This is a genomic window from Enterobacter sp. ENT02, assembly GCF_019219165.1.
Classification (GTDB): Bacteria; Pseudomonadota; Gammaproteobacteria; order Enterobacterales; family Enterobacteriaceae; genus Enterobacter; species Enterobacter mori.
Genome location: NZ_JAHUWD010000002.1, coordinates 103,147 through 121,378 on the forward strand (window position 1 = coordinate 103,147; position 18,232 = coordinate 121,378).

20 protein-coding genes are annotated in these 18,232 nt (G+C 52.5%); 6 read left to right on the plus strand and 14 right to left on the minus strand.

Annotation, left to right across the window (positions count from 1 at the left end; all coding sequences use genetic code 11):
- Window positions 1–31: 31 nt before the first annotated feature.
- Window positions 32–460 (minus strand): universal stress protein UspG, encoded by a 429-nt coding sequence (gene uspG / locus KW829_RS06405; RefSeq protein WP_218307867.1) that lies wholly within the window; start codon window positions 458–460, stop codon window positions 32–34.
- 181 nt (window positions 461–641) lie between these two features.
- Here uspG and KW829_RS06410 point away from each other — a divergent pair, with 181 nt between their 5' ends.
- Entirely contained in the window at window positions 642–1,880 is a 1,239-nt protein-coding gene (locus KW829_RS06410; RefSeq protein ID WP_089598878.1) for a zinc-dependent alcohol dehydrogenase, read from the plus strand.
- Between the two features lie 10 nt (window positions 1,881–1,890).
- On the opposite strand, the gene yldA is transcribed toward KW829_RS06410, so the two are convergent.
- Together yldA and rnk are read right to left on the minus strand one after the other, a co-directional pair.
- A complete protein-coding gene (yldA, locus tag KW829_RS23050; protein WP_283095801.1) occupies window positions 1,891–1,980 on the minus strand; it encodes a small membrane protein YldA in 90 nt (29 codons plus the stop codon).
- Window positions 1,981–2,108: 128 nt separating this feature from the next.
- Window positions 2,109–2,519, minus strand: coding sequence for a nucleoside diphosphate kinase regulator (gene rnk, locus KW829_RS06415; protein WP_218307868.1), 411 nt, complete (start codon window positions 2,517–2,519; stop codon window positions 2,109–2,111).
- A 248-nt stretch (window positions 2,520–2,767) separates the two neighbouring features.
- Here rnk and KW829_RS06420 point away from each other — a divergent pair, with 248 nt between their 5' ends.
- Window positions 2,768–3,385 (plus strand): flavin reductase family protein, encoded by a 618-nt coding sequence (locus KW829_RS06420; protein WP_010428506.1) that lies wholly within the window; start codon window positions 2,768–2,770, stop codon window positions 3,383–3,385.
- On the opposite strand, the gene rna is transcribed toward KW829_RS06420, so the two are convergent.
- Together rna and dcuC are read right to left on the minus strand one after the other, a co-directional pair.
- Window positions 3,379–4,152: a ribonuclease I gene (rna, locus tag KW829_RS06425; protein ID WP_371317572.1), complete on the minus strand. Its 774-nt coding sequence runs from the start codon at window positions 4,150–4,152 to the stop codon at window positions 3,379–3,381. The genes KW829_RS06420 and rna overlap by 7 nt on opposite strands.
- A 130-nt stretch (window positions 4,153–4,282) precedes the next feature.
- Window positions 4,283–5,650 carry an anaerobic C4-dicarboxylate transporter DcuC gene (gene dcuC / locus KW829_RS06430; RefSeq protein WP_089598881.1) on the minus strand — a complete coding sequence of 456 codons (1,368 nt, stop codon included), beginning with the start codon at window positions 5,648–5,650 and terminating at the stop codon, window positions 4,283–4,285.
- 672 nt (window positions 5,651–6,322) lie between these two features.
- On the opposite strand from dcuC, the gene pagP reads away from it, so the two are divergent.
- On the plus strand, window positions 6,323–6,940 hold the full coding sequence (pagP, locus tag KW829_RS06435; protein ID WP_371317569.1) for a lipid IV(A) palmitoyltransferase PagP: 618 nt from the start codon (window positions 6,323–6,325) through the stop codon (window positions 6,938–6,940).
- Window positions 6,941–7,130: 190 nt separating this feature from the next.
- Window positions 7,131–7,340, plus strand: a complete 210-nt coding sequence (cspE, locus tag KW829_RS06440; protein WP_002439184.1) for a transcription antiterminator/RNA stability regulator CspE — start codon at window positions 7,131–7,133, stop codon at window positions 7,338–7,340.
- 218 nt (window positions 7,341–7,558) lie between these two features.
- Here cspE and crcB read toward each other — a convergent pair whose 3' ends face one another.
- Window positions 7,559–7,942: a fluoride efflux transporter CrcB gene (gene crcB / locus KW829_RS06445; protein ID WP_089598882.1), complete on the minus strand. Its 384-nt coding sequence runs from the start codon at window positions 7,940–7,942 to the stop codon at window positions 7,559–7,561.
- 67 nt (window positions 7,943–8,009) lie between these two features.
- Between crcB and KW829_RS06450 the strand changes: the two genes are divergently transcribed.
- Both KW829_RS06450 and tatE read left to right on the plus strand, forming a co-directional pair.
- Window positions 8,010–8,798, plus strand: coding sequence for a deaminated glutathione amidase (locus tag KW829_RS06450; RefSeq protein ID WP_218307869.1), 789 nt, complete (start codon window positions 8,010–8,012; stop codon window positions 8,796–8,798).
- Window positions 8,799–8,924: 126 nt separating this feature from the next.
- Window positions 8,925–9,128: a twin-arginine translocase subunit TatE gene (gene tatE / locus KW829_RS06455; protein WP_010428567.1), complete on the plus strand. Its 204-nt coding sequence runs from the start codon at window positions 8,925–8,927 to the stop codon at window positions 9,126–9,128.
- Between the two features lie 81 nt (window positions 9,129–9,209).
- Here the strand turns inward: tatE and lipA are convergent, their stop codons facing one another.
- The 8 genes from lipA to mrdA all read right to left on the minus strand — a co-directional run bounded on the left by lipA (window position 9,210) and on the right by mrdA (window position 18,210).
- Entirely contained in the window at window positions 9,210–10,175 is a 966-nt protein-coding gene (gene lipA, locus KW829_RS06460) for a lipoyl synthase (RefSeq protein ID WP_010428570.1), read from the minus strand.
- 207 nt (window positions 10,176–10,382) lie between these two features.
- On the minus strand, window positions 10,383–11,336 hold the full coding sequence (locus tag KW829_RS06465) for a YbeF family transcriptional regulator (RefSeq protein WP_010428572.1): 954 nt from the start codon (window positions 11,334–11,336) through the stop codon (window positions 10,383–10,385).
- A gap of 281 nt (window positions 11,337–11,617) precedes the next feature.
- The gene (lipB, locus tag KW829_RS06470) at window positions 11,618–12,259 is read right to left on the minus strand and encodes a lipoyl(octanoyl) transferase LipB (protein WP_010428573.1); all 642 of its coding nucleotides are present in this window, start codon (window positions 12,257–12,259) and stop codon (window positions 11,618–11,620) included.
- A 93-nt stretch (window positions 12,260–12,352) separates the two neighbouring features.
- Window positions 12,353–12,616: a DUF493 family protein YbeD gene (ybeD, locus tag KW829_RS06475; protein ID WP_006177135.1), complete on the minus strand. Its 264-nt coding sequence runs from the start codon at window positions 12,614–12,616 to the stop codon at window positions 12,353–12,355.
- A gap of 106 nt (window positions 12,617–12,722) precedes the next feature.
- Window positions 12,723–13,934: a D-alanyl-D-alanine carboxypeptidase DacA gene (gene dacA / locus KW829_RS06480; RefSeq protein WP_042715190.1), complete on the minus strand. Its 1,212-nt coding sequence runs from the start codon at window positions 13,932–13,934 to the stop codon at window positions 12,723–12,725.
- Between the two features lie 139 nt (window positions 13,935–14,073).
- Complete coding sequence (gene rlpA, locus KW829_RS06485; protein WP_089598885.1) at window positions 14,074–15,177, minus strand: endolytic peptidoglycan transglycosylase RlpA; 1,104 nt, start codon at window positions 15,175–15,177, stop codon at window positions 14,074–14,076.
- 16 nt (window positions 15,178–15,193) lie between these two features.
- Window positions 15,194–16,306: a peptidoglycan glycosyltransferase MrdB gene (gene mrdB, locus KW829_RS06490; RefSeq protein ID WP_042715186.1), complete on the minus strand. Its 1,113-nt coding sequence runs from the start codon at window positions 16,304–16,306 to the stop codon at window positions 15,194–15,196.
- A 2-nt stretch (window positions 16,307–16,308) separates the two neighbouring features.
- Window positions 16,309–18,210, minus strand: a complete 1,902-nt coding sequence (gene mrdA, locus KW829_RS06495; protein WP_089598886.1) for a peptidoglycan DD-transpeptidase MrdA — start codon at window positions 18,208–18,210, stop codon at window positions 16,309–16,311.
- Between the last annotated feature and the right edge of the window lie 22 nt (window positions 18,211–18,232).

Below are 18,232 nucleotides of genomic sequence, written 5' to 3' on the forward strand. Positions count from 1 at the left end.
AAGAGGCCACCGAAAGGTGGCCTCTGTTTTTTTACCGAACGACCATCACCGGAATGTGGGTGTGGCGAATCACGCTGGAGGCGTTCGACCCCAGCAGGTGAGTGGTGATCGACGGATTACGCGAGCCAATCACCACCACGTCGGCTTTCAACTCACCGGCCATTTCGTTTACGGCATCACGCACGCTGCCAAAACGCACGTGGGTTTTGATGCGCGATGGGTCAATGGTGAAGTGCTCAACCATGGTTTGCAGTCGGGTTTCGGCTTCGTGCTGAAGGTGCTCTTCGAAGCGGCGCACGTCGGCGGCAAAACGATGCAGGCTCAGGCTGGCCGAACCCGGTAATACATGAAGAAGATGAATAATGCCGTCCTGCTGCGCCAGGAACTCCGCGTGGCGAACGGCCTTGTCGCTCAGCTCCATCTCAAAAACATCAACCGGCATAATGATTGTCTGATACATACCCGTTTCTCCTTGTTTATAAACGATGAATTCATTCAAACATAAAATATTATCGCTTTCTGTAACCTGAACAGCACTTTTCTATTCCGCCAGGATAAATCTCAAAACGGCCTGATTTCAGGGATGGCCTTCAGAGGACGCTACCCTTTTAGAAGCTTACTCACATCCTTTCGGAGGTCGCATGAAAGCACTCACATACCACGGTCCACACCATGTTCGCGTGGATAATGTTCCCGATCCCGTCATTGAACAACCTGACGATATCATCCTGCGCGTCACGGCGACGGCGATCTGTGGATCCGATCTGCATCTCTACCGCGGTAAGATCCCGAAGGTCGAGCATGGCGACATTTTTGGTCATGAGTTTATGGGTGAAGTGGTCGAAACCGGCAGGGATGTGAAGAACTTGCAGAAGGGCGAGCGGGTCGTGATCCCCTTCGTGATTGCCTGTGGCGACTGCTTTTTTTGCCGTCTGCAACAGTATGCGGCCTGCGAGAAAACCAACGCCGGGCAGGGCGCGGCGCTGAACAAAAAGCAAATTCCTGCTCCTGCCGCACTGTTTGGTTACAGCCACCTTTACGGCGGGGTGCCGGGAGGACAGGCGGAATACGTTCGCGTGCCGAAAGGCAATGTCGGACCGTTCAAGGTGCCACAACTGTTGTCTGATGACAAAGCGCTGTTCCTCTCAGATATTTTGCCCACAGCCTGGCAGGCAGCAAAAAACGCGCAGATTACAAAAGGCTCGAGCGTGGCCGTTTTCGGCGCGGGGCCAGTCGGTTTGCTGACCATCGCCTGCGCAAGGCTGTTAGGGGCTGAACAGATTTTTGTCATTGACCATCATCCGTACCGGCTTCAGTTTGCTCAGGAACGTTACGGTGCCATTCCCATTAACTTTGACGATGATAACGACGCGGCGGAAAAAATCATTGAGCAGACGGCGGGGCAGCGCGGCGTGGATGCGGTGATTGACGCGGTCGGGTTTGAAGCCAAGGGCAGCACCACGGAAACCCTCCTCAGTAATCTCAAGATTGAAGGAAGCAGCGGCAAAGCGCTACGCCAGTGTATCGCGGCCGTGCGTCGCGGTGGGGTGGTGAGCGTGCCGGGCGTCTATGCCGGGTTTATTCATGGGTTCTTATTTGGTGACGCATTTGATAAAGGGATCAGCTTTAAGATGGGGCAGACACACGTTCATGCCTGGCTGGGCGAATTGCTGCCGCTGATTGAAAAAGGGCTGCTGACGCCGGAGGAGATCGTCACGCATTATTTGCCTCTGGCCGACGCTGAACGTGCGTACAAGATTTTTGAGAAACGGGAAGAGGCATGTCGCAAAGTCATTCTGGTTCCCGGCGCGGAAAGCCCCGAGGCGGCAGAGCAGCAGGTTAAGGGGCTGGTTAACGCTTTTCCCGGCGGGGTAGTGTGAGCGTAGTCGTTTACCAGTGGCGCTCAAGATAAAGCACGGCCATGACGATAATCGCCAAAAAAATGAGAAAAATAAGTGTGATAGCCAGTATCTCACTCATAACCGTCCCCGCGGCAACAAAACAGATTAAGCGTGGATTAAGGTGATTTTGAGCGATATAGGACAATCGGGTGAAATGACGAAAAGAGGATGCAAGCGCATCCTCTTTGCAGGGCAGGAAGCGCGGGATTAACGAAGGTAATCGCCTGCGGCTTCTGGCTGGTAGAGCAGCTCAAGCACTTCCAGATGCGTCGACGCGCCACCCGGTAGTTCCCAGTGAATAGTATCACCTGTGCGCAACCCAAGCAGGGCCGCACCCACAGGTGCCAGTACGGAAAGCTGTGTGCTGCTGTCGGTCATTTGCGTCGGATAGACCAGCGTGCGGGTCAACTCTTCGCCCGTTGTCAGGTTACGAAATTTCACCTTGCTGTTCATGGTAACCACATCCTGAGGCATGGTCTCAGGCGTGCACATCTGCGCCCGGTCAAGCTCCTCGTTCAGTGCATCGGCTACCGGGAGAGAAGCGAATTCGGGTTTCTCCAGAAGACGGTCAATACGTTCTGCGTCGAGCTCATTAATGATAATTGTGGGTCTGGACATTTTTTACTCCATGTCGTTAATACTGCGTGTAACGCAGAAACCAATCCAAAAGAAAACCCTCGCCGTCTGGCAGCGAGGGTTTAACTCTACCGATGATACTGGCTGAGCGTGCAAGTTTGAAGTGATGAAGGTCACATTCATGGTCCATATGAATTTTCGCTGAAATTTATTCAGTCTTCATTCCGGGCGGAATACGTTACGCTGAGTGTCCTGAACCTGGGCGTTGCGCCCCCCAACGAGAGAGAACTATGTACTTCTACCAACCGTCTCAGGGTCACGGCCTGCCGCACGATCCGCTGAACGCCATTATTGGCCCGCGCCCGATTGGCTGGATCTCGTCCTGCGACACGAACGGCATGCTTAATCTCGCGCCGTATAGCTTCTTTAACTGTTTCAACTATCGGCCACCGATCATTGGTTTTTCCAGCAACGGCTGGAAAGACAGCGTGCGCAATATTCATGAAACGGGCGAGTTTGTCTGGAACCTGGCCACGCGCGATCTGGCTGCTGCGATGAACAAAACCTCGGCCATGCTCCCCCATGATGAAGACGAGTTTACCTTTGCCGGACTCACGCCCGTCGCCAGCCAACTGGTGAAAGCGCCGCGCGTGGCAGAAAGCCCGGTGAATTTTGAGTGCCGCCTGTCGCAGTGCATCCAGCTGACCGGCGCAGACGGTACGCCAGTGGACACCTGGCTGGTATTGGGAGAAGTGGTCGGTATTCATATTGCTGATACTCTGCTGGAAGAGGGGATTTATCAGACCGCAAAAGCGCAGCCCATCCTGCGTGCGGGTGGGCCGACGGCGTATTACGGCATCAGCGATGAACACCGGTTCGATATGGTGCGTCCGGGCGCGGGTCAATAACCTGCTTTATCAATAACGAACTGTTTGCCGCAGTTGCCTGGATGCGGTTGCGGCGCAAAAGAGGCCGACGAGAGAGGGGCATTAATGGTGTCGGCTTTCAGGGAGATCTGCATCTCGGTCAGATAAGCCGGATTGCCGTTACAGGTAAGCTTAATGGCTTTGACGTTCTGTTTGCCCCAGCTTTTCGCGACGGCATTATCAAAGTCACGGCGGCTGACGGTCTTGCCGTAGTTATCCGCCAGAAATTTACCGACTGCGCTGGTTTTAACATCCTGATTTAAACGCACCATGGTGCCGAAGTAAGCGTCGGGATCAAAACCAAAGCAGACGCCATGTTTGGCATATTCGTAACGTTCCAGGCAGGAGTTCCCGCCCGCGCCGGGCATCACGCTGTTAAGCTTTGCGGCGCCTGAAAGTGACAGCCCGGTTTCTGCGGCAGAACATTTACGGCTTGCTTTTGCTTCAGGCATGTTCGGGACGGGGCGGGTGGCGCAGCCAAAGCGCATCCAGCGGCGTTCATCTACCCCGCGTGACGCGATGGATTTTGGCAGGCCAGGCCATAAGCCGTGCACGGTCAGGAAATCAGTTTTGCTGGCGCTCTCTTTTTGCAGGCGACATTCATCGGGTTCATTGCGATTGCGTTCGACCATGCTTTGACAGAATCCGGTTTGCCAGGAAAGCGCCAGAACGTAGCGATCGAAATCGCCATATTGCGTTGCCTTGAGGGGTTCTGCTTGTGCGGAGAGGACACAAAGGGCAAGCGCCATAGCGCCAGATGGGATAGCGATATCCTTACTGAACATTTGATTTCCTGATCGATTGAGTGCAATTAATTTCTGGAAATTATTAAAGCACAAAAAGCGCCCGCAGGCGCTTTTTGGTTATCAGGAATTTCGCTTAGGCGGCGCCGGGAACCAGCACTTCAGTGGCGATGATCACGATGATCAGGCCAACCAGCACGGGTACTGACGTCCGTTTCACTACCTCAAACGGCGAGATTTTTGCCATACCGGCGACGGCAACCACCACACCCGATACCGGAGAGATGGTACGGCCCAGGTTTGAGGCCTGAAGCATCGGGATAGAAAGGTAAGCCGGGTTAATGCCAGAGGAGTGAGCCAGTTTCGGGATCATCTCAACGAAGGCATAAAACGGTGCGTTACCGGAACCCGTGGTCATTGCCGCCAACATGGTGAGGATCACCAGGACCAGCATCAGGATAATACTGGCAGAGCCGAACGAGGTGGCGATGGAGATCAGGCTCTGAATAAAGCCGATGGTGCTGAGACCCTGTGCAAACACGCCCGCGGCAACCAGCAGCATCACGACGCCAGCAAACGCATCCGCCATCCCGCGATAGGCCACTTCCAGTCCTGAGAACACCTTCTGAGTGTTGAAGCCGCGCACAAATTCCAGCAAGGCTGCCAGCAGCATACAGATCACCAGAATGGTGATGATGTGCAGCTGTGGACCCCATTTGCCGTCAAAAATCAGTACCCCGATAATCGGGGTGAACGGCAGAATGGCGTAAAACGCGGGCGCAGTGGTGGTGATTTCACTTACGTCCAGCATTTCATGGCTGATGTTCTCTTTCTTATCGAGATAGCGCTGCCAGAAGAAGTGGGCGATGCCCATACCCACGATGGCAACAATGGAGATGGGCAGCGTGGTCTTAAAGGCGAAATCGATGAGTGACATCTCCGCCGCCTTTGCCGCCAGCACAACGTCGCCGGAGGTTGGGGAGAGAATAATGGCTGCAGGAGAGGCACAAATTGCCGCGGCCGCGCCACGGCTGATACCGACGTTGACCATAACCGGGAACAGCGTTGCCATTAACAGTACGCCAAGGCCGGTTGCTGACGACACCGCAAGGGACATCAGGCAGGCGAGGAAATAGGCCGCGACCATGAGCAAATAGGGGGAGTTGATGTACTGCAGTGGTTTCGACGCCAGTTTGACCACCATATCGTTTGCGCCGATATGGGTCATATAGGCGGCAAAACCGCACAGCATCATAATCATCATGCCCAGGTCGCCACCGCGGCTCATGAGCAGAATTTTTATATATTCAACAATGTCGGTGGCCGTGTAGCCGGTGCTGGCTGCGCTGGCAGGTAACACCTGATGACCCATTAGCGCGCTAACAATCAGCAGGGTTAAGCCGCCGACAAATAACACGCCTGTGGCTGAGTACCCTTTAATGATGTAGCGGGCTACACCGACAATGACGACGACTCCGATAAGGAGTTCGATAAACGTAAGCATGATTTCCCCTGTCTCCTTGCTACCCGAGAGCACAAATAATCAATAAAAAAGAAGGATGAGAATGTGCCGAATTATTGCGCAGTCCTTGCTGATTAAAATCAATAAAAAGACTACTTAAGAAGGCATTGACGCTATTTTTGCCATCACTCCGGCATTTATGACATATGGGTATTGACCGCCGGATACACCATTATATGTCATTTAGGGCACGGCAGGTCGGGAACGTGCGGGGCGCTGAAGCCTGTCTCTTCTGTGCACCTGGCAGCCTTTTGCTATAAACCATATGATGCGTGTGGCTCAAAATCCTTTTTTCTTCACCGGGGATAGTATTATTTTGGCGCAACGGATAAATATTTATTACATGAAAAATAAATTGAAAAAGAATTTATGGGTTCTTTGGGGGTGCATTTTATTATGCAGAATGATTTTTTTAATATATCGCCATAGGTCTTCAGGTTCTGTGGCTGAATATAGTAGTGATGAAGTAGAAGTGCTACGAATATGTACCAAGGTGAGAACGGATGGCGGGCTTACTGACGTGTGCTGAGAGCGGTGGCAGAGCCCGGCAGGGCTGGAGTGCATCTTCTCATCCTCTTTCTAAGAATATTCTCGGATTTAGGGCCATTAATTAGGAATAACGCTGATGTTGTTAAGGATTCATTCAACTATTCTATGGTAAACTTTGCCTTGAATACTAAGAATGGTAATTGCATTGTGATGGTACGTAATAAATTTTTCCTGATTTTATTGTTTATTTTTGGGCAGTTAACTTTCTCTTCTGTCGCCAGGGCAGAGGATAACGCGGCGGATAAAGGTTGGTTCTCAACGTTTACGGATAACGTCGCGCAAACCTGGAAGGAGCCAGAACATTACGATCTCTATATTCCGGCGATAACGTGGCATGCACGTTTTGCCTATGACAAAGAAAAAACGGACCGCTACAACGAACGTCCCTGGGGAGCGGGTTTTGGTCAGTCCCGTTGGGACGACAAAGGAAACTGGCACGGACTGTACCTGATGGCGTTTAAGGACTCCTACAACAAGTGGGAGCCGATTGGCGGTTACGGCTGGGAGAAAACGTGGCGTCCATTAGCGGATGACAACTTCCATCTTGGCCTGGGCTACACGGCAGGCTTTACGGCGCGTGATAACTGGAAGTACATTCCGGTCCCGGTCTTGCTGCCGTTGGCCTCCATTGGCTATGGTCCCGCGACGTTCCAGATGACCTACATCCCGGGAACCTATAACAACGGAAACGTTTACTTTGCCTGGATGCGTTTTCAGTTTTAACTGACAAAACGTAACAAACTGGCGAAAAAATGCACTCTCGTTGAATCATAAAGGATAAAAATCCGTCAACGAAAATTAACGCGACTTTTGTCACTTTTTAGCAAAGATCCGCTGGACAAAAGGTTCCACAATTGATGTACTGATACCCGACACAGCATTTGTGTCGTTTTTTAATGTAAAGGTAATTTTGATGTCTAAGATTAAAGGTAACGTTAAGTGGTTTAATGAGTCCAAAGGATTCGGTTTCATTACTCCTGAAGATGGCAGCAAAGATGTGTTCGTACACTTCTCTGCAATCCAGTCTAATGGTTTCAAAACCCTGGCTGAAGGTCAGCGTGTTGAGTTTGAAATCACTAACGGTGCCAAAGGCCCTTCTGCTGCTAACGTAATCGCTCTGTAATTCAGACGCGTCAGCAAGAATTTCAAAACCCGCTCTCTGAGCGGGTTTTTTTCGTTCTGAATCAACCAATCAGATACATTTTCAGGAAGCTGGCGACGATTGCCACGCTCAGCAAAACCATTCCTGCGCTCATCAACTGTTCTTTCATACTGTCACCCTCGCTCCGTATTACGTCCAGAGTGGCAGAGAAAAATTAAGCCAACATTAACGTCGGGCGATTAATGCGCGCTGGCGGAAGAAAAGAGCCAAAATGCGATCCCGGTCATCGCAAATGAACCGAGCATATTGATGGCAATGTTCGTAAATGCCCAGCCAATGCGACCTTCCTGAAACAGGAACACCACTTCAGCAGAGAAGGTGGAGAACGTCGTTAAACCGCCACAGAAGCCGGTGGTAATCAATACCTTCCACACCGGGTCGATATGTGTCATGCGGTTAAACCAGGCTAGCCCCATACCGATAATAAAGGCACCAATCAGGTTTGCTGCCAGGGTTCCCATGGGAATGGCCTGATGAAGAGGGTTAAACCGCATACTCAAAAACCACCGCGCAACGCTACCCGTGCCTCCGCCAATAAAAACGGCTATAAGTAGTTGTAACACTGTCAATACCTGCTATTGGATGTGTAAGTACGTCGAGTGTAACGCTGTTTTTGACCGGGGGACAAATATGTATGTTGCGGTAGGGCAGTTTGCGGTAACGCCGGACTGGAATGAGAATGCGGGAACATGCGTCTCCCTGATGGCCCAGGCGCGACAGAAGGGGGCATCCTTGCTGGTGCTTCCCGAAGCGCTGCTGGCACGGGATGATAACGATCCTGATATGTCGGTTAAGTCGGCGCAGTCGCTGGACGGGGCGTTTTTACAGCAGCTGCTGGCAGAGAGCACTGGCAATCTCATGACGACCATTTTTACGGTGCATGTACCTTCTGCTCCGGGCAGGGCAGTGAATACGCTTGTGGCTATCCGTGGCGGCGAGATTATTGCACGCTACGCTAAGCTTCATCTCTATGATGCGTTCAACATTCAGGAGTCGCGACTTGTCGATCCCGGCGACAGCGTTTCACCCCTGCTGGAGGTCGATGGATTTAACGTGGGATTAATGACCTGCTACGATCTGCGTTTTCCAGAAATGGCACTGAATCTGGCTTTACAGGGTGCCGACGTCCTGGTATTGCCAGCGGCCTGGGTTAAAGGGCCCCTAAAAGAGCACCACTGGACGACGCTGTTAGCCGCAAGGGCGCTTGATACCACCTGCTACGTGGTCGCTTCAGGAGAGTGTGGGAATAAGAATATTGGGCAGAGCAGGGTTATCGATCCGTTGGGTGTGACCATCGCCTCAGCAGCCGAAACGCCAGCGCTTTTAATGACTGAGATATTATCAGAGAGAATTGCGCTTGCACGTCGGCAGTTACCCGTTCTTCGCAATCGACGGTTTGCGCCACCGCAATTATTGTGATGTTTTTTTCAACAATGCTTGATTCACCTTGTTACAGATTGCTATTGTGTGCGCGCGTCAAATGTCCGTTAATACGATCGGGTTTTTGGCGCTTAATGCAGCCTGTTTTATGTAAAGAAGGTATCTATGGGTGAGATTAGTATTACCAAACTGCTGGTGGTTGCCGCACTGGTCGTCCTGCTGTTTGGTACCAAGAAGTTACGCACGTTGGGTGGAGACCTGGGTGCTGCCATTAAAGGCTTTAAGAAAGCGATGAATGACGATGACGCGGCCGCGAAGAAAAGCGCCGAAGATAGTGTTCCTGCAGAGAAGCTTTCGCACAAAGAGTAATGGCAATCCTGCAAGGCTTGCATAAAAAAACCGGCTCATGAGGCCGGTTTTTTTGTGTTTCTGTAAAAAGATATTACAGGTTTATTTTACTTCTTCGCCTTTCGCCTGCATATCGGCGTGGTAGGAAGAGCGAACAAACGGGCCACACGCTGCATGGGTGAAGCCCATCGCCATGGCTTCGGCTTTCATCTCGTCGAACTCATCAGGGCTAACATAGCGCTGTACCGGCAGATGGTGACGGCTTGGCTGCAGATACTGCCCCAGCGTCAGCATAGTGACACCGTGGCGGCGCAGATCGCGCATCACTTCGATGATTTCGGCATTGGTTTCACCGAGACCCACCATCAGACCGGACTTGGTCGGAATATGCGGATGCGCTTCTTTAAAACGCTCCAGCAACTTCAGAGACCAGTTGTAGTCTGCGCCTGGACGCACCTGACGGTAAATACGCGGCACGTTTTCCAGGTTGTGGTTGAATACGTCTGGTGGGGTGGCGGTCAGGATATCCAGCGCGCGGTCCATACGTCCACGGAAATCGGGAACCAACGTCTCAATCTTGATGCTTGGGCTTTTCTCACGGATGGCAGTAATGCAGTCTGCAAAGTGCTGTGCACCACCATCACGCAGGTCATCGCGGTCAACCGAGGTGATAACGACATAACGCAATGCCATGTCGGCGATGGTTTGCGCCAGTTTCTGCGGCTCGTTCACATCTGGCGCAACAGGGCGGCCATGAGCAACGTCGCAGAACGGGCAGCGGCGGGTACAGATAGCACCCAAAATCATAAATGTCGCGGTACCGTGATTGAAACATTCAGCAAGGTTAGGGCAGGAGGCTTCTTCACACACGGAGTGAAGGCCATTTTTGCGCATCGCCGCTTTGATCCCCTGGATACGCGAAGAGTCCGCCGGCAGTTTGATTTTCATCCACTCCGGTTTTCTTAACAGCGCTTCGCGCTCTGTAGCCACGTTTTTAACCGGGATAAGGGCCATTTTATCGGCATCGCGGTATTTAACACCGCGTTCCATCACAATGGGTTTACTCATAGCGTGCGTGTTCCAGTTGCGAATATCGAAGGAAAGCGTTTCAATTCAAGGGAATGTTGTATTTATCAACTATTTTTGAACGAACGACAGGCAGTATATCATTGAAACGGTCGGTAAAGCAGCCTGCCAGGTCGCCAATTTGTAAAATAGTTGTTGTTTTGTGCGTTTTGCCCCGCATACAGCAGGGGCTTGTGCTGCCAGGCGGGTTCAGAAGGCCTGGCGGATAACGTTGATGACGTTTTCCAGTACCGGATCGCGCAGGCTTAGCTTGTTGTAATGCAGCGAAATTTCAAGCGTTTCGTCATTTAACTGATCGAGCGGAATGCTCTCCAGCGGCCAGCATTTGCGCAGCAGGTTAAAGAGGCGCAGAGGCATTACGCACAGCATGTCGCTACTGCCAATCAGGGATGCAACGGTAAACATATTGTAACTGCTGAAGCTCACCTGCCGCTCCGGGAAGAGTTCATCAATGCGCTGCCGTAGCGGGTTGGATCCCTGGCCTTCTGCCATAAAAGAGGAATGCTCGTAGGCACGCAGGTTTTCTAGCGTCAAAGGCGCATTGAACGCGGGATGATGCTGGCGGCATACCAGGATCAGGCTGTCGGCGTACAGGACATGCTGGCCTAAAGCCCTTGCACTGAAATTATTGCTGTCAATGATCAGGTCGGTCTGGAACTGCGCCAGTTGGGTTTCAGGATCATTCACGGTGACGTTGCGGATCAACAGCTGCGGCGCATGTTGCTTTATTGTCTTGTAGATAGCAGGCATCACCAGCACGCCCAATGATGGAGAGGTGCCAATAGTGATGGTTCTGTGTTTATCGTAGCTACCCGTGAGGTCCAGCGCGCCGAGAATCGATTCCAGTCCCTGGCTAATGTATTCATGCAGATGTGTGGCATAAGCCGTAGGGGTTACGCCCTGGCCCTTACGTATAAATAACGGATCCGGGAAAATAGCGCGCAGCTTTTGAATTGACTGGCTAATTGCTGAGGGGGTCAGATTAAGAATTTTCGCAGCGTTAACGATACCCTTATGGACATAAACTGCCTCAAAAATAGTCAACAGGTTGAGATCAATATTACGTAAAGTCCGAAAAATTTGTGGCTTATCTTCACCGCCGGGTTCATTCAGGCGTTTGGCTGGTAAATTAGTAGACTCCACGCTTTCACTCCGTATCCATTCACAATATGAATGATAGTTGAATTTATTTATTATGCTTGCAGAGATTCGTAAAGTGTTTCACATGTTTAACGAAAACAGACAGTTGGGTGATTGTCACGCAAGTAATATGGGATCCGCAGGCGGCACTATCAAATTGATGAATAATATGTATCGCTAATATGCGGGCGCTTCGAAAATATAGAATCTGCTGATTGTTGTAAAGCGTAAATGCGGGAAATAGCCGTGGCCCGTCAAATAATCGAGCCACTAGCAAGCATATATTAAGCAGGGATATATTCGTGAGGAGGATTGTTAAGCAGTGCTAAAAAGTTCTTCAAAAGTACAGGACGAATAATATCCGGGGTGGCGGTGGCTACCCACTGGCACATTTGCGTCATCTCCATACCCGCATAGCCGCACGGATTGATGCGCAGGAAGGGGGCGAGATCCATATTGATATTGAGCGCCAGCCCATGGAAGGAACAGCCTTTACGAATGCGCAGACCCAGCGAACAGATCTTCATCTCTCCCACATATACGCCCGGCGCATCCGCACGCGGATGGGCATCAATGCCGTATTCTGCGAGGGTGTTTACGACGGTTTGCTCCAGCAGGGTGACAAGTTCACGGACACCCAACTTTCTGCGCTTCAGGTTGAGCAACACGTACATCACCTGCTGACCCGGACCATGATAGGTTACCTGCCCACCACGATCGCTTTGAATCACCGGGATATCGCCTGTCATCAACAGATGTTCGGCTTTTCCTGCCTGCCCCTGGGTAAACACAGGAAGGTGTTCAACTAACCAGATTTCATCGGGTGTGGTTTCATCGCGTGAATCAGTGAAGTCATGCATAGCCTGGGAGACAGGCTCGTAAGGTTGAAGCCCGAGATGGCGGACAAGAATGTTATCCTGGTACAAAACGACGTCTCCGAAGACGGGGAGAAAAGGGTGCGGAAAGTATATCACAGCAGGGAGAGGGGTTACCCGGCAAACCGGGTAACCGCAGAGGGACTACAGCACCATACGAACGATTTCGATATTGCCGAGTTCTTCGTACAGCGTCTCAACCTGCTCAATGTGTGTCGCAGTGATGGTAATAGAAACCGAGTGGTAGTTGCCCTTGCTGCTTGGTTTTACTGACGGAGAGTAGTCACCCGGCGCATGGCGCTGTACCACTTCAACCACCTGATCAACCAGCTCAGGCTTCGCCAGACCCATTACTTTGTAAGTAAATGAGGTAGGGAATTCAAGCAGTTCGTTAAGTTTGGTTTTCATGTCAGCTCCGGCGTAACGTCAAAAAATAATAACTCCCACGTCGGGTGGGAGTTATCAGGATACTTAGTATATGGGGATCAAAATCACACTTTCAAGTGTTCAGTTTTTAGCCAAACCAGTGGTGGAACATCAATTTAATGTAATCAATGATTTTGCTGAAGAAATTGCCTTCAGGAATTTCATCCAGCACCACGAGCGGACGCTGATCGATGGTTTTGCCGTCAAGCTGGAAGTTGATGGTACCCACAACCTGGTTCTTCTGCAGCGGGGCGTGCAGTTCGGTGGTGTTGAGCACATAGCTCGCTTTCAGATCTTTCATGCGGCCACGAGGAATGGTCAGATACAGATCTTTATCCACACCCAGGGAAGCACGGTCATTATCACCGAACCAGACTGGCTCTGAGGCGAACTCTTTACCCGCTTTCAGCGGATTGACGGTTTCGAAGAAACGGAAGCCCCAGGTCAGCAGTTTTTTGCTTTCGGTTTCACGGCCTTTGAAGGTGCGACCGCCCATCACGGCGGAAATCAGGCGCATCTGGCCTTCAGTCGCAGAGGCCACCAGGTTGTAACCCGCTTTATCGGTATGGCCAGTCTTGATGCCGTCAACGTTCAGGCTGTTATCCCACAGCAGGCCGTTACGGTTGGTCTGACGGATCCCGTTGAAGGTGAACTCTTTTTCTTTATAGATGGTGTATTCGTTCGGAACATCACGGATCAGCGCCTGGCCAATCAGGGCCATGTCACGTGCGGAGCTGTACTGACCGTCTGCGTCCAGGCCGTGTACGGTCTGGAAGTGACTGTTTTTCAGACCCAGTGCGGAAACATAGCTGTTCATCAGGCCAACAAACGCGTCCTGGCTGCCTGCTGCGAAATCTGCCATGGCGACGCAGGCGTCGTTACCAGACTGCAGGTTGATACCGCGGATCAGCTGGGAGACGGGAACCTGCATGCCAGGTTTCAGGAACATCAACGATGATCCTTTGAACACCGGGTTACCGGTCGCCCAGGCATCGTTACCGATGGTGACCAGGTCGGTTTCTTTGAATTTACCAGCCTTCATGGCCTGGCCGATAACGTAGCTGGTCATCATTTTAGTCAGGCTGGCCGGATCGCGACGGGCATCGGCATTCTGTTCTGCCAGAACTTTGCCAGAGTTGTAATCGATCAGGATGTAGGATTCCGCGTCGATTTGCGGAACGCCAGGGATCATGGTCTTGATGTTCAGGTCATCCGCGTGAGCTGCAGAGAGAGCAGCTGCGCAAAGGGCCGCGGTCAGCGCCATGCGCTGCACAAAACGAGCAGAAAAAGTGGTCTTCATGGTCAGAACTACGACATCCGTGATGGAATTAAAAAAAGTGCCTTACTATAGCAAATGCTATACAGGCAGGCATCCGACTTTCATCATGAGATTGTGAATGTGTTTTACACAAATTGACATTTCGGATACCGCCGATTCATTACTTCGCAACAGTGATAAATGACTGGAGCTGCGCTTCACTTTGCAAACGCTGTTGCAGGGAAGCTGCCTGAGATTTGCTGGCAAACGGCCCCATCTGAATACGCCAGACTGCACCGTTTTGCTCAACGCGGCCCGGCACGCTGAACTGCTGGCTTAAGCGCTGCTGATACTGCTGTGCACGTGCCCGATCGCTGACGGCGCCGACCTGAACCACGTAACTGCCGCTTGCGGCCGCAGGGGCGGGAGTACTTTGCGTGGTCGCTGGTGCGGTCACGGGAGCAGGTTGCGTGACTGGGGCTGCGACAACCGGGGCTGGCGTGGGTTCACTGCCTTCAAGGACGCCAGAGGATAAAGTTGTCGGCGCACCGAGGAAACCGCTGCTTTTCACCGGGGCACCGGTACTATCATCGCTTTGTAACGTATCGTTACTGATGGCGCGGACTTCGCCCTGTGGTTGAGCTGGCTCTGCAGGGGTAGACGCGCCTCCCATTCCACCACTCAGGTCAGGGCGAGCCGGCAGGGCATAGGTTTGTTTCGCGACAGTCGTACAGGCGGTGCCTGGACCTGAAAGGGTACCATCCTGCGCGACGATAATCGGATCGATACGCACTTTGGTGTTGTTCGAGGTGTTCAGACGGTCAGCCGCTGCGCGGGACAGCGAGATGACGCGGTCATTCCCGTATGGGCCACGGTCGTTGATACGCACGACGATCATACGGCCGTTCGCCAGGTTGGTGACGCGAGCATAGCTTGGGATCGGCAGCGTAGGATGCGCCGCCGTGATTTGCATCGGATCGAAGGTTTCGCCTGATGCGGTCAGGTTACTACCCGGCTCGGCATCATAAATGGCAGCAAAGCCAGCCTGGCTGAAACGGGAAGGATCCTGAACAATTTTGAAGCTTTTGCCGTCGCGCTGATAATCCTGATTCGCCGTTGCGTTCAGCGGTTCATAGATCGGATCGGCACCGCTAATTTCGACAATCGGGCCGTTACAGACCGCCGGCTGCGGCGGCGCGACGGTTGCCTGTTGCTGACCATCATCACTCGTGCAGGCTGCAAGTAAACTTGCTGCGATGCAGATCCCCAGCCACTGCTTACGCATTGCGATCCCCTTATTTTTATACGCTTTTGGACAACATTTTTCTGTGGGTATGGATCGACATGACGATACCAAACCCGGCCATCAACACGATCAGTGCCGAGCCCCCGTAACTCACCAGCGGCAGCGGTACGCCTACAACCGGCAGAATACCACTCACCATACCAATATTTACGAAGACATAAACGAATAAAATCAACATCAATCCGCCTGCCATCACGCGACCAAAGGTGGTTTGCGCTCGTGCGGCAATCCACAAACCTCGCATGATCAGCAGCACGTAGAGCGCCAGCAGAATTAAGATGCCAACCAGCCCTAACTCTTCCGCCAGCACGGCAAAGATAAAGTCGGTGTGGCGTTCCGGTAAGAATTCCAGCTGCGACTGTGTACCGTGCAGCCAGCCTTTCCCGCGCAGGCCACCGGAGCCAATCGCAATCTTCGACTGAATAATATGATAGCCCGCACCCAGCGGATCGGTTTCCGGATCGAGGAGCATCATCACGCGCTGGCGCTGGTAATCATGCATCAGGAAGAACCAGAGGATGGGGATAAAGGCGGCAACCAGCACCACCGCGATACCGATCAGACGCCAGCTCAGGCCTGACAGGAACAGGACAAACAGGCCGGACAGTGCGATAAGAATCGAGGTGCCGAGGTCAGGCTGTGCTGCAACCAGCAAGGTCGGCAGGAAAATCAGCACCAGCGCGATCGCGGTATTTTTTAGCGAAGGCGGGCAGACGTCGCGGTTAATAAAGCGCGCGACCATCAGCGGTACGGCAATTTTCGCGATTTCCGACGGCTGGAAGCGGACGATCCCCAGATCCAGCCAGCGCTGTGCACCCTTGGATATCGCACCAAAGGCATCAACCGCAACAAGCAGGATGATACAGAAAATATAGAGATAGGGCGCCCAGCCTTCGTACACACGGGGTGGGATCTGCGCCATCACCACCATGATGACCAGGCCCATCGCGATTTGGCCGATTTTGCGCTCCATCATGCCGATGTCCTGACCGCTGGCGCTCCAGATAACCAGGGCGCTGTATACCAGCAAAGCCAGCAGAATCAATAGCATGGCAGGGTCAATGTGGATCTTGTCCCACAGCGATTTTTTATTCGGATTATCCGTCATGATTATTGGTCCTCCGCCGCAGCGGCTGCCGGGTTTTCTGCCGGCAGTTCGGTGTTGTTATCACCCAGCATAATGTGGTCGAGGATTTGACGCATGATGGTACCTACAGCCGGACCTGCACCGCCGTTTTCGAGAATCATCGCCACTGCAACCTGCGGGTTATCATAAGGGGCAAACGCCGTCATGAGCTTGTGGTCACGCAGACGTTCAGCAATTTTGTGCGCGTTATAGGTTTCGTTTGCCTTCAGGCCGAAGACCTGCGCGGTACCCGATTTAGCGGCCACTTTGTAGGGTGCGCCAGCGAAGTACTTATGCGCTGTCCCGTTTGGACGGTTTGCCACGCCGTACATACCGTCTTTGGCGATTTCCCAGAAGCCGGAATGGATATCGCCCACCGGTGCCTCATGCGGCTGGATCCACGGGACTTTCTTGCCATTCTCAACCGTACTTTGCAGCAGATGAGGAACCTTCACCACGCCGTCGTTAATCAGGATCATCATCGCTTTGTTCATCTGCAGTGGGGTAGCTGTCCAGTAACCCTGGCCGATCCCGACCGGAATGGTATCACCCTGGTACCACGGCTTCTTAAAGCGCTTCAGCTTCCATTCGCGGGTGGGCATATTGCCAGAACGTTCTTCCGCAAGATCGATGCCGGTGTAGTGTCCGTAGCCGAATTTACTCATCCACGTCGACAGACGATCAATACCCATGTCATAGGCGACCTGGTAGAAGAAGGTATCCGCAGACTCTTCCAGTGATTTGGTCACGTTCAGATGACCGTGACCCCATTTTTTCCAGTCGCGGTAACGTTTTTCAGATCCTGGTAGCTGCCACCAGCCGGGGTCAAACAGGCTGGTATTGCGATTGATCACGCCCGCACTCAGTGCAGAAACCGCAACGTAAGGTTTTACCGTTGACGCAGGCGGGTAAACACCCTGTGTCGCACGGTTCACCAGCGGGGTGTTCGGATCGTTAAGCAGACCGGAATAATCTTTGCTGGAGATACCATCCACGAAGAGGTTAGGGTCATAGCTCGGCATGGAGACCATGGCCAGAATTCCACCGGTGCGTGGGTCGGTGACGATAACGGCGGCACGGCTGCCAGCCAGCAGGGTTTCGATATACTGCTGCAGCTTAAGGTCGAGTGTCAGATACACATCATGCCCCGCCTGCGGCGGCACCTCTTTCAGCTGGCGGATTACGCGGCCACGGTTGTTAACTTCAACCTCTTCATAACCGGTTTCGCCGTGCAGCACATCTTCATAATAACGCTCAATCCCCAGCTTACCGATATCATGCGTTGCGGCGTAGTTGGCCAGCTTGCCGTCTTTATCAAGGCGGTCAACGTCTTTATCGTTAATCTTGGAAACGTAGCCAATCACGTGCGTCAGCGCAGAGCCGTAAGGATAGAAGCGGCGCTTATAGCCTTTCACTTCCACGCCGGGGAATCGATACTGGTTCACGGCAAAACGGGCCACCTGCACTTCTGTCAGGTTGGTTTTGACTGGAATAGACGTGAAGCGGTGAGAACGGGAACGCTCTTTTTTAAAGGCGGCGATATCGTCATCGTTGAGATCGACCACGCTTCTCAGCGCGTTCAGCGTATCCTGCACGTTGTCGACCTTTTCCGGCATCATCTCGATTTGATAGATGGTGCGGTTTAAGGCCAGCGGCGTGCCGTTACGGTCGTAGATAATGCCGCGGCTTGGCGCGATAGGTACCAGCTTGATGCGGTTCTCGTTTGAACGCGTCTGGTAGTCGGTAAAGCGGACAATTTGCAGATTATAGAGGTTGGCGATCAGCACGCCGGTCAGCAGCAAAATCCCCGTAAAGGCGACCAGTGCCCGGCGCACAAACAGCGCGGACTCAGCCGTATAGTCGCGAAAAGAATTCTGTAGTTTCATCCGCTGCTTAATCTACCCTGGT